The sequence below is a fragment of the Desulfurellaceae bacterium genome (assembly GCA_021296095.1).
In the GTDB taxonomy this organism is placed as follows: Bacteria; Desulfobacterota; Binatia; order Bin18; family Bin18; genus JAAXHF01.
This window is the reverse complement of the sequence record JAGWBB010000023.1, coordinates 31,623-42,743: the sequence shown is the minus strand read 5'-3', so window position 1 is coordinate 42,743 and position 11,121 is coordinate 31,623. Positions and strand designations below refer to the sequence as shown.

The window sequence follows — 11,121 nt, the reverse complement described above, 5'->3', positions numbered from 1 at the left end:
TCGTGGCGCTGCTGGCTTTCGCGCTCGGCGTCTTCACGCTGGCGCTCCGCTTCTTCACGCTGACGCTCCGCTTCTTCACGCTGACGGGCAAAGGTGGCCATGGCTTCCTCGTGGCGCTGCTGGCTTTCGCGCTCCGCTTCTTCGTGGCGCTGCTGGCCTTCTGCACGCTGGCGCTGGGTCTCTTCGCCCTGGCGGGTAAAGGTGGCCATGACTTTCTCGTGGCGCTGCTGGTCCTCTTTGCCCCGGCGGGTAAGGCTGGCCATGACTTCCTCGTGGCGCTGCTGCTCCTCTTTGTCCCGGCGGGCAAAGGCGGTTTTCGCGGGTGAGGTTGCTGTCGCGCATCACCCGGATGCCCCAGGCAATCAGCCCGCATTGCGCGCCCCCGACCAGCAGTGCCACAAAGACCCCCGCCACGTCCGTCCAGTGGGGCGTCTGCAAGGCGGTGACGGCTGCGGTTGCCAATTCACGTACTTCCGGGTCCATCGGCGGTGTCCAAGAATGTCGCGTCTCAATGCTGCGCGTTCCGGGTCAGTGTCGATCAGGAACCGACCTCGGTCTGCAACACGTGATACCACACCCCCCGCTCTTTGCGCCATGTATCGGCAATAACGGTCGAGGTGGACAGCGTTCGGTCAGCCATCGGAGGAGACATTGAGGGAAAGGTATACTCGTATTGCAGCCGCATCTCAACCCTGGCCGTGTGGGCGGCCGGGTCGAGTTGCAACGCCTGGGGATCAAGCACCGCAAATCCGGTGACTTTGATGCCCGAGCGCAGGCGGGCCAGCGAGATTTTCTCGCCGAGTTGTTGACGCTGCTTGGGGTGTTCGTACTGGAGGGCGCGCGGCATGTCGTGCGCGACCCGGGCCTGCCAGTAGGCGTCGAGCCGGGTTTCGGTCGCGGCGTGGGGTGTCGAGCCTGCCAGGGTCAGCAAGCCGGCGGCAATGCTGAGGGCCAGCCCGCCGTACAGCAGGGTTCTCACCGTGAGGTGGTGCATGGCGGAGATTCTAGCAATTTCGTGCGGTTGGAGTCAATGTTTGTGGCGTGTCTGAGTGTGAAATTTTGCGCGCGACGCACGCTCAGGTTCCCGGTGTATTAAGCAGTCCTGCGGATTCTGTCAAGGGGCGGGTGCCTGGGTGTGAATTTTCGGTGCCTTATTTCCCCTCCCAGGAGGGGTGGCCGAAGGCCGGGGTGGGTTTCGGAGCGCGCAGAGAAGGCAACCCACCCCGCCGCTACGCGGCACCCCTCCGAGGAGGGGATGGGCGGTGATTCCTCTCCCGGGAGGGGTGGCCGCAGGCCGGGGTGGGTTTCGTTGTGCCTCATACGTTTCCCTGGGGGGCCGTGCGTTCGATCAAGGCCGTCAGGGCCGCCATCGCTTCTTCGTGGCGCCGTTGGGCCTCGCGCTCGGCGTCTTCACGCTGGCGCTCGGTGTCTTCACGCTGGCGCTCGGCGTCTTCACGCTGGCGCTCGGTCTCTTCGTGCTGGCGGGCAAAGGCGGCCATGACTTTTTCGCGGGTGAGGTTGCTGTCGCGCATCACCCGGATGCCCCAGGCAATCAGCCCGCATTGCGCGCCCCCGACCAGCAGCGCCACAAAAACCCCCGCCACGTCCGTCCAGTGGGGCGAAGAATTGGCGGCCATGGTCTGCAAGGCGGTGACGGCTGCGGTTGCCAATTCACGTACTTCCGGGTCCATCGGCGGTGTCCAAGCTGTTGTCCAGATTATCGTTTGTCAGGGATGACCTGGGTCTGCAACACGTGATACCACACCCCCCGCTCTTTGCGCCAGGCATCGGCAATGACGGTGGAGGTGGACATCTGTCGGCCAGCCATGGAAGGAAAAGTATACGCGTATTCCACGCGCATCTCAACCCTGGCCGTGTGGGCGGCCGGGTCGGGCTGCAATGCCTGGGGAGCAAGCACCGCAAATCCGGTGACTTTGATGCCCGAGTGCAGGCGGGCCAGCGAGATTTTCGCGCCGAGTTGTTGACGCTGCCGGGGGTGTTCGTATTGGAGGGCGTGCGGCATGTCGTGCGCAGTAGGCGTCGAGCCGGGTTTGCAGGCTTTCGGTCGCGGCGTGGGGTGTCGAGCCTGCCAGGGTCAGCAAGCCGGCGGCGATGCTGAGGGCCAGCCCGCCGTACAGCAGGGTTCTCACCGTGAGGTGGTGCGTGGCGGAGATTCCAGCAATTTCGTGCGGTTGGAGTCAATGTTTGTGGCGTGTCTGAGTGTGATTTTTCCACATGATACGCCCTGCTTTTTTGCTGGCGACCAGGATTCCGCTGTCTCATGCAGTCCTGCGGCTTCTGTCAAGAGACCGTGTGTATGGGGGTGCAATTTTCGGTGCCTGGGTGCGTGGGTTGCCCCCCTCCCTAGCCCTCCCCCTCAGGGGGCTCACGGCACGACAGTTTGGGAAATGAGACGGGAAGGGGGAGGTCTTCATCCCCTCCTGGGAGGGGTGCCGCGTGAGCGGCGGGGTGGGTTCATCCCCCGCCCCTGCTGTCGCGTCCGCAGGGAGCCGCCGTCATCGTGCTTCAACCCACCCCGGCCTTCGGCCACCCCTCCGAGGAGGGGAACTGCCCCCATCCCCTCCTGGGAGGGGTCCTGCGGAGCAGGGGGGTGGGTTCTTCCCGGTCCGACGGTCAGCGCCCGGCAGGCGAGCGTAGATTCCTGGGAATATGCATCACACGTCACGGGGGGGAGGGGATTGCTGGTGCCTGGCTCGTCACAGGGGGAGGGAACCTGAGGAGGCATTCTTGCTCCCCCTCGCGGAGGGGAGGACACAGGGCCTGGGCCAGCCGCTTGGTGGCCGCCTTGCTCCCTCTCCCCTTGAGGGAGAGGGCTGGGGTGAGGGGGAACTCTGATGAATCAGTCCTGTGCAGGCGTGTGAGTTCGGACGGCGCCTCGCAATTCCCCGATCTCGCCCTTGAACTCCAGCACAGTGTCCCGCAGGAACGCGCTGAGATCGTCAATTTTATTGCGTTATCCACCGGCCGAGAAGGCCCCCACCCCGGCCTTCGGCCATCCCTCCCAGGAAGGGACCCGCCCCCATCCCCTCCTGGGAGGGGTCCTGCGGAGCAGGGGGGTGGGTTGCCCCCACCCCGGGCCTTCGGGCCACCCCTCCGAGGAGGGGATGGAGACGGCCTGGGCGGTGTGTAGGGGCAACCCCCTGTGGTTGCCCTGCTGCGACATTGTCGCCGGGGGCGGGCAGGCACGGGGGCCTGCCCCTACAGGTTGCCCTGGTGCGGATTCGCCGCGTGCGTAGGGGCGGGTTTGTAACCCGCCCCTACCGGCGTCCCGTTGCCATCAGGGCGTCCCGTTGACATTGAACAGGGCGCTCGGTATCACGAAAATGGTTGGAGCGAAGAGGCTTTATGGATTGGAAAAACCTTGCCACCCTGCTGACGGTTTTTGTCACCATGTGGTGGCAGCTGGACCGTAAAATCGAGTACGAAATCAGCGCTTTGGATAGCAAACTGGACCGCTCAATCAGCACCCTGGACCGCAAAATTGACCAGCTCAACAGCCTCTTGACGAACAACCTGATCGCGCTCACCCGTACCGTGGGAGAACTCAAAGGCGCGTCCCACATCCACCCCGCTCTGCCGGCTGAATCCGCTGACTAGCCACCATTCGTACCCACTCTCCCCCAGTGAACCCGACTCCCCCACCGCTGATCGAAGCCCACGGGCTCGGCAAATCCTACCGGCTGTATCCGCGTCACCTTGACCGCCTGAAGGAAATGCTGTGGCTGGGCCGCCGGCGCTTCTCCGAGGAGTTCTGGGCGCTGCGTAACGTGTCCCTGGAGGTCTACCGGGGCGACGCCTGGGGCATTGTCGGACAAAACGGGGCCGGCAAAAGCACCCTGCTGAAACTCCTGTGTGGCGTGACCCTGGCGTCTGAGGGACAGGTGCGCAGCGCCGGACGGGTCAGCGCCCTGCTCGAACTCGGCATCGGCTTTCATCCCGAGTACACCGGACGCGAAAACCTGGCCCTGTCGGGAGCCTTGATGGGCCTCGGCCAGGACGAGCTGGCTGAGCGCCTGCCGGCGATTCTGGAGTTTGCCGATATCGGCGATTTCGTGGACCGGCCGCTCAAAACCTACTCGTCCGGCATGAGCGTGCGGCTGGCCTTTGCCCTGGCCACCTGCGTTGAGCCGGACGTGCTGGTCTCGGATGAAATTCTGTCCGTGGGCGACGAGGCGTTCCAGAAAAAGTGCATTCGCTGGATGGAGGACTTTCTGTCCAACGGCGGCACCCTGCTGTACTGCGCCCACAATGCCTACCAGATCAAGAAGCTGTGCGGCAAAGCCGTGTGGCTGGACCACGGCCAGGTGCGCTTACAGGGGGCCGCATCACATGTGGTCCAGGAGTATGCCGAGTTCATCGAGGCTCAGGGCGAAACGAACACCGATGGGACGGCTGCCCGTCCGGTCGCTGCTCTGGCTGCGGGTGAGAACCGGATCACCGATGTCCGGCTGCTGAACGGCCACGCCCAGGAAACCTCGCAGTTTGTTTTTGGCCAGCCGTTCCGAGCGCGGCTCAGAGTTGAGGCTGGGACGGGGGAAACCAAACCGCCAGTAGTCGGCGTTGGTCTTGTGCGGCCTGACCTCGTCCCGGTTTACGGGGTGGCGTCGGATATGGATGGGGCGGTTCCGCGCCACGTTGAGGGCCGCGTCTACCAGATTGATTATGTCCTGCCCCAACTCCGCCTGCTGCCCGGCCGCTACGTGCTGCGCGCTCACGCTCTGGATAGCGCCGGTTTGCGGGTGTTCGATCTGGTCGAGCGGGAGTTCTCGGTGCGCGGCGAGAGACGCGAACTCGGCCTGTGCTATTTGCCGCATAGCTGGGAGACCTGACGCGGGGGTACGAACTGTGTAGGATGGACATGGCGTGAGGTATTCCCGACGTGTGGTGTAAAAAGAAACCTACCCCGCCGCTAACGCGGCACCCCTCCGAGGAGGGGAATCACCGTCCCCCATCCCCTCCTCGGAGGGGTGGCCCTGAGCTTGTCGAAGGGCCGGGGTGGGTTGCCCCCGGCTCTGTGTCCCCCGCGAGTCAGGCGAGGGGCGGCGGATGAAGGCTATGTTGTGGCAGCTTGGTCAGGATGGGCTCAGATATGGGCTGTATTTTCCGCTGGCGGGGCTGTTTCCCCTGCCCACGGCCTACCGCCTGGCCCAGACCTGGGGGCGGTTGGAAGCCCGCCAGGCACCGCCTGGGCTGCTCGATTCGATCCGGACCAACGCGGCTGAGGCGCTTCGGCCCCAGGAACTACCTGCGGTCGATATGGGCGAGAAATTTTTTGAGGTGATGAGCTGCGACCGGGTTGATGCGTATGCTTCTGCGCTGCATTCGTGGCGCCGATTGGAGCGCTGGGTGCGGGTGAGCGGCGAAGAGCGGCTCTTATCCGCTGTTGCTGAGAAGCGGGGCATACTCTTACTGACCTTCCATTTTGGTGGCGGTTCTCTGATCTTCCCGTATCTGCACAGTCGGGGGCTGGCAGCTCATCCCCTGTCTATTCCATTCTCGCAGGTACGGGAGGTCGCGGGCTGGGTGCCGTATACGTTTACTCGGCTGCGGTTTCGACATATTACGCGGCTGATGGAGCGCGAGGTGATTTTTGCCAGTGCGACCAGCCCCCGGAAAATCCAGCGGGCGCTCAGCGCGGGCGGCATGGTGGTCGCGCTGCTTGACGTGCTGCCCGAGTTTGTCGGCGTCACAGCCTGGCGGGAGCAAATCGTGCCCTTTTTGGGCCGACCGGCCCGGTTTCCGACCAACCTGCTGTCGGTCGCGGCGCGGGCCGATGCGACAATCGTGCCCTTTTTCGGCTGGGTCGGGGCCGACCGGCGGCGGGAGTTTGCGTTTGAGGAGCCGCGCCGGGTGACCGAGTTGGGCGCAACCCTGGCCGCCCTGGTCGGGCTGCTTGAGCAGTATGTGCGGCGCTACCCGTATGAGTGGCATCACTGGCCCGTGTTGCCGAACTTTTATCGCCAGGCTGGCGAACGGTGAACGCTGATGGCCGTCTCATCCGCTGGCTGCGGCAGAAAATCCCCCTCAATCCCCCCCTTCGACGTAGGGGCGGGTTTCCTTCGACTTCGCTCCGCTACGCTCAGGACGAGCGGGTTTCCGTTCATGCTGAGCGTAGGCCGAAGGCCGAAGTCGAAGCATCCCCTCCTGGGAGGGAAAGAGGAAACGGGTCAACATCTGTCTGGCCTGTTGGAGACACGTTTCCTCTCTGTGCCGCATTAGCGGCGGGTTGGGTTTCTTTCTGCACCACACGTTCAAGCCTTCCCCCGGGTGAACGCTGATGGCCGTCTCGTATCGTGCGCCTGTTCGAGTCCTGGCCAGCCCGTTCAGGCTGCTCTCCACGGTCGTGGAGCACCGGGTGCTGTTGCGCCAGATGGTGATCCGCGACGTGACGGCGCGCTTTGTCGGGACCAGCCTGGGAGGGGTGTGGAATCTCATCCAGCCGTTCATCCTGCTGTGTCTGTACACCTTTGTGTTCGGGGTGATCTACCGCGTGCGCTTCGAGGTCGAGGGGGTCGGTTTTGTGCCGTTTGTGTTTTGCGGGCTGTGGCCGTGGCTGGCCTTTCAGGACGCCTGCCTGCGCTCGGTGGCGGTCATTGTCGAGAACGCGCAGCTGATGAAGCGCGTCCAGTTTCCGTCCGAGCTGTTGGTCGTCTCCGCGGTGGTGTCGAGCTTTGTGAGCCACGCGGTCGGCTTCGGGCTGATGCTGCTCGGGGTGGCTGTGTGGCAGGGCGGGGCTTCGCCGGTGGGCCTGGGTCTGCTGGTCGTCCCGTTCTCGCTCCAGCTGCTGCTGGCCGTGGCCCTGGGCCTGCTGCTGTCTCCGGCCAATGTGTTCCTGCGCGACGTGTCGCCGCTGGTCACAGCCCTGTTCACGGTCTGGTTTTTTCTGTCTCCGGTTCTGTATTCGATCCAGATGGTGCCGTCCGTGCTGCAACCCGTCCTGGCCTGGAATCCCCTGGCGCCCATCCTGGACCTGTACCGGGGGCTGATTCTGACGCCTGAGCAGGTCGTCTGGAGCGGGGTGCTTTACCCTCTGTTGCTGTGTCTGGTATTGCTGGGCGTGGCCCAGCGGGTGTTTGCCGGCTGTAAGGGCTATTTCGCCGATTATCTCTAGGAGTGATTTTTCGTCGGGTGCGGCTGAAGCGGTGGTGCGAGAAATCTATGGGGAGACATGACGCAGGTCAGGAGGAGACAACATGGAAAAACCGTATATCGAAAAGCGCGACGAGGGATATTGGGTAGCCGGCACCCGGGTATCGCTGGACTCTGTTGTTTTTGCTTTCCTTAGATGGGCTGTCTCCCGAAACAATCGCGACGGAGTGCTTCCCGGGGCTGACCCTGGAGCAGGTGTATGGCGCGACTACCTATTACTTGTCTCATCACGCTGAGCTTGATGACTATCTCAAACGAGCGGATGCGGAGTTTGACGCCCTGCGGCGTACGCTGTGTGAGGCCGACCCCCAGTTCCATGCGAAACTGCTTCAGGCACGACGCCGGGGACAGATAAACCGAATACAATCTCTGCCACTGTAAAAACCCCTCTCACGGCTGATCCGATGACAGCGCTGCCTCGTGTCTCAATTCTCCTGGTCACAAAAAATGGCGCCCGCTATCTGGCCGAGGTGCTGGACGGCATCGGCCGTCAACGGGGACGCTTTCACCTGGAGGAGGTTATCGCGGTGGATTCCGGCTCGCGGGACGGCTCGGTGGAAATCCTGCGTCAGGCCGGGGCGCGGGTGATGACGATTCCTGCCGCCGCGTTCGGCCACGGCAAAACCCGCAACCTGGCCGCCTCGCACGCCCGGGGCGACTGTCTGGCCTTTCTGACCCAGGACGCCACCCCGGCCACGGACGACTGGCTGGAAAACCTGCTCGCGCCCCTGGCAGCCGACCCGCTGGTGGTCGGCGCCTACAGTCGTCACACGCCGCGCCCGAGCTGCCACCCCATGGAGTGGCGCCGGATCGTCGAGGAGGAGATGACCGGCAGGCCGGACTCGCGCGTCAACAGCCGGGTCGATAACCCGGACTATGAGCGGAACCCGGCGTTTTTTACCTTTTTTGCCAATACCAGCTCGATCATTCGTCGCTCGACGTGGCGCGACGTTCCCTGGCCCGAGGTCGAGTTTGGCGAGGATCATGTGTGGGCGAAACAGGTGCTGGAAGCCGGCTATAAGACCGCGTATTGCGCTGATTCCGTTGTTTACCATTCGCACGGGTACGGACCGTGGGCCAATTTTCGTCGCCATTTTGATCATTTCGCCGCCCTGCACCAGGAGATGGGCCGGCCGCCGAGCCATCTTGCTGCGTGTCTGCCGGAGGCTGTCCGGACCGCCCGCACCGACTTGGCCTTCTGGGCTCGGGAGCGGGGGCAGACCAAGACACGGGTCGTGTGCCGCTGGGCGCTGCCGGCGCTGGGCTGGCATCTCGCCGCCCGCCTGGGGGTGTGGTGTGGTGAGCGGGCCGAGAAATTCCCAGACTGGCTTCAGACATGGTTCTCGTACCAGGTGTACATCAAACGCCAGTAAAGGCGATTGATCCTGACCGCGATATCAGGAAGAGAATATCAAGCTATGAGGAGCGTTCCAGTTTGCCTTTCTTTCCTGGAGGAGCATAATCCTGCTCTGAAATCCCCCTGCGCTTCGCGCCCTTCGGCGGGCTCAGGACAGGCTTCCTCCTTTGACAAAGCCTGCCCTGAGCCTCGTCGAAGGGGGGGACTGAGGGGGATTTCTCCGGCGCGAGGACCGGCGTGAGAACAGGCCCTGTGGGCTATACGGGACGATCATTGCCAAACTGAGACAGTCCACCCAAGACAGGCGCAGCTATGAACATTGTCCAAGTCGTGCACGGGCTCCCTCCACAAGAGCGGGCCGGCGTTGAGATCCTGACCCTGGAACTGTCGCGCGCGCTCCAGGCGCGCGGGCACCAGGTCACGATTATCGCCCGGACCTTTGCGCCTGAGTGTGAAGAGTTCAGCCTGCAGGAAGAGCAGGACGAGTCCGGGCTGCGGATTATCCGTATCGTCAATAACTATACGTGGACGACCTCTTTCCGCCTCCACTACGACAATCCCTTTTTTGATACCACCTTTCGTCGGCTCTTAGACCGGTGTGGGGCCGATATCGTGCATTTTGAGCACGTTCAGAATCTCTCGGCCAGCCTCATTCCGAGTGTGTCGGCCCTCGGCTACCCCACCGTGCTGGGTCTGCACGACTTCTTCTTCGCCTGTCACCTGGTGCAGTTCATTGATAGTGCCGACCGGCTGTGTCCCGGGCCGCAGCAGGGTGAGCGGTGTGTGGCGTGTCTCCACGACCTTGCCTCGGCCGAAGCCGCCCGCCACCGCTTTGCGTTTATGACGCGGGTCTTGCAGATCCCGCAGCGGGTGATCGTGCCGTCGGCCTTTCTGGCCCGGCGGATTGCGGACGAGTTCCCCTTTCTGCACGACCGGCTCCAGGTCATTGCCTATGGCTTGCCCCTGCCGCCCAGCCCCGCTCAGGATGGGCGGGCTCAGCCGGAGACCTTGAATGACACGCCGGACGCGCCGGTTCTGTCGCAGTCGCCGGAGCCGCCCCTGCGGCTCGTGTATGTGGGCGTCCTGCTACCCCACAAGGGTGCCCACGTTCTGATAGATGCCCTCAAAGGCATACCCGCCGAGCGGGTTCACGCCTCGCTCTACGGAGCTGAGGTTGCGGCCAGGCGAGCCTATGCCGAACAGCTCCGCCAGGCCGCGACGGACCTGTCCGTCCACTGGGGGGGCGTGTATGATCGCGCTGAACTCCAGACTATCCTGGCCGAGCATGATGTGCTGGTCCTGCCCGTCATTTGGGAAGAGACGTTCTCTGTGGTGATCCGTGAGGCGCTGCAGGCCGGTCTGCCGGTGATTGCCGCCCGGCGGGGAGCCCTGCCCGAGATCATTGAGGACGGCCGCAATGGGCTGCTGTTCGAGCCGGAAGATGCCGCAGACCTCCGGCGCTGTCTGCGACGTCTGCTTGACGAGCCGGGGCTGCTGGATCGGCTCAGGCCGGACCGGTTTGTCTGGCGCGATGCCGATGCCTACGCGCAAGATATTGAGCAGACATATCAGGAGGTAGTGGGGCAGTCCGGTTCCCGTTCCGCTACCTCGCTGGCACTGGACAGGCCGAGTCCGTCAGGTCAAGCCTCGGGGACTTCCGGCCCGGCGGCGCAACCCCGTCTGCTCAGGGATACGCCCCCCGGCCTGGCACCGCCTCGACTGAGCGTGTGTCTGCCGACCTATAACGGCGAGGCATATGTGGCCGAGGCGGTGCGGAGCGTGTTGCAGCAGAGCTATACCGCTTTTGAACTCGTGGTGGTTGACGATGGCTCAAGCGACCGGACGCTGGACATTCTCCAGGCGTTCAGCGACCCCCGTCTGCGCATCTATCAGAACCCGCAGCGGCGCGGCATTCCGGGCAACTGGAACGTGGCGGTCGGCTTGGCGCGGGGTGAGTACCTCTGCGTCTTTCACCAGGACGATGTGATGCTGGCCGATAATCTGGTCCGCAAGATGGCACTGTTCGACACTGAGCCCGGCCTCAGTCTGGTGCATTCGGGAGCAGAGCCTATTATCGAATCGGACGCGCCGAATCGGCTGAGCGATTGGATGGAAAAAGCGGAGACGGACTTTGTGGAAGACGGCGAGGCGTATTTCCGCAAACTGTTACTGTATGGCGCTTGCATCTGTGCGCCGACCGTCATTGTCCGACGGGAGCAGCTTACCGAGGCCGGCGGCTTTAATGAAACGCTCGGCTACGCCTGCGACTATGAGATGTGGATGAAGCTGTGCCTTGAGGGGCGGGTCGGGTTTCTCCATGACACCCTGGTGCGCTACCGCTGGCACGCTGATAATGCTTCGCACAGCTACCAATACGAACGGGGGGTGGAGGAGTGCGGGCGGGCGATGCGGGCGGCGGTCTCGTACTACACCCAGCGTAGAGGCGAAACGCCCCAGGCGCAGCTCTTGGCCGAAGCTGCGGAAGCCGTGTTGGAGCAGCAGGAGTGGGCGGCTAAGCTAGAGCAGGGGAAGGTGTGGTTGGAAGAGCAGCGGGCCGAGTGGCAGGCGCAGGCGCAGGAGCGTGAGCGGGTGGT

The 11,121-nt window shown here is 63.7% G+C and carries 10 protein-coding genes; 7 read left to right on the top strand and 3 right to left on the bottom strand.

The features are described from left to right. The coding region (locus J4F42_07540) for a hypothetical protein (GenBank protein ID MCE2485350.1) at positions 1 to 326 on the top strand (326 nt) is incomplete at its 5' end. A 212-nt stretch (positions 327 to 538) separates the two neighbouring features. Here the strand turns inward: J4F42_07540 and J4F42_07535 are convergent. The 3 genes from J4F42_07535 to J4F42_07525 all read right to left on the bottom strand — a co-directional run bounded on the left by J4F42_07535 (position 539) and on the right by J4F42_07525 (position 2,023). Continuing rightward, positions 539 to 994 carry a hypothetical protein gene (locus J4F42_07535; protein MCE2485349.1) on the bottom strand — a complete coding sequence of 152 codons (456 nt, stop codon included), beginning with the start codon at positions 992 to 994 and terminating at the stop codon, positions 539 to 541. 322 nt (positions 995 to 1,316) lie between these two features. Then, positions 1,317 to 1,691, bottom strand: coding sequence for a hypothetical protein (locus tag J4F42_07530; GenBank protein ID MCE2485348.1), 375 nt, complete (start codon positions 1,689 to 1,691; stop codon positions 1,317 to 1,319). 26 nt (positions 1,692 to 1,717) lie between these two features. Further along, complete coding sequence (locus tag J4F42_07525) at positions 1,718 to 2,023, bottom strand: hypothetical protein (GenBank protein MCE2485347.1); 306 nt, start codon at positions 2,021 to 2,023, stop codon at positions 1,718 to 1,720. Between the two features lie 1,343 nt (positions 2,024 to 3,366). Between J4F42_07525 and J4F42_07520 the strand changes: the two genes are divergently transcribed. The 6 genes from J4F42_07520 to J4F42_07495 form a co-directional block, all read left to right on the top strand. Continuing rightward, the gene (locus J4F42_07520) at positions 3,367 to 3,618 is read left to right on the top strand and encodes a hypothetical protein (protein MCE2485346.1); all 252 of its coding nucleotides are present in this window, start codon (positions 3,367 to 3,369) and stop codon (positions 3,616 to 3,618) included. Positions 3,619 to 3,644: 26 nt separating this feature from the next. Then, the gene (locus J4F42_07515) at positions 3,645 to 4,850 is read left to right on the top strand and encodes an ABC transporter ATP-binding protein (protein ID MCE2485345.1); all 1,206 of its coding nucleotides are present in this window, start codon (positions 3,645 to 3,647) and stop codon (positions 4,848 to 4,850) included. 226 nt (positions 4,851 to 5,076) lie between these two features. Beyond that, the gene (locus tag J4F42_07510; GenBank protein MCE2485344.1) at positions 5,077 to 6,000 is read left to right on the top strand and encodes a hypothetical protein; all 924 of its coding nucleotides are present in this window, start codon (positions 5,077 to 5,079) and stop codon (positions 5,998 to 6,000) included. Between the two features lie 298 nt (positions 6,001 to 6,298). Continuing rightward, entirely contained in the window at positions 6,299 to 7,132 is an 834-nt protein-coding gene (locus tag J4F42_07505) for an ABC transporter permease (GenBank protein ID MCE2485343.1), read from the top strand. Between the two features lie 442 nt (positions 7,133 to 7,574). After that, complete coding sequence (locus tag J4F42_07500; protein MCE2485342.1) at positions 7,575 to 8,543, top strand: glycosyltransferase family 2 protein; 969 nt, start codon at positions 7,575 to 7,577, stop codon at positions 8,541 to 8,543. Between the two features lie 296 nt (positions 8,544 to 8,839). Then, on the top strand, positions 8,840 to 11,121 hold a 2,282-nt coding region (locus tag J4F42_07495), incomplete at its 3' end, for a glycosyltransferase (GenBank protein MCE2485341.1).

Bases quoted from the DNA above. Each gene is read 5' to 3' on its own strand.
- J4F42_07535 (MCE2485349.1), bottom strand. From the start codon at position 994: ATGCACCACCTCACGGTGAGAACCCTGCTGTACGGCGGGCTGGCCCTC.
- J4F42_07530 (MCE2485348.1), bottom strand. From the start codon at position 1,691: ATGGACCCGGAAGTACGTGAATTGGCAACCGCAGCCGTCACCGCCTTG.
- J4F42_07525 (MCE2485347.1), bottom strand. From the start codon at position 2,023: ATGCCGCACGCCCTCCAATACGAACACCCCCGGCAGCGTCAACAACTC.
- J4F42_07520 (MCE2485346.1), top strand. From the start codon at position 3,367: ATGGATTGGAAAAACCTTGCCACCCTGCTGACGGTTTTTGTCACCATG.
- J4F42_07510 (MCE2485344.1), top strand. From the start codon at position 5,077: ATGTTGTGGCAGCTTGGTCAGGATGGGCTCAGATATGGGCTGTATTTT.
- J4F42_07505 (MCE2485343.1), top strand. From the start codon at position 6,299: ATGGCCGTCTCGTATCGTGCGCCTGTTCGAGTCCTGGCCAGCCCGTTC.
- J4F42_07500 (MCE2485342.1), top strand. From the start codon at position 7,575: ATGACAGCGCTGCCTCGTGTCTCAATTCTCCTGGTCACAAAAAATGGC.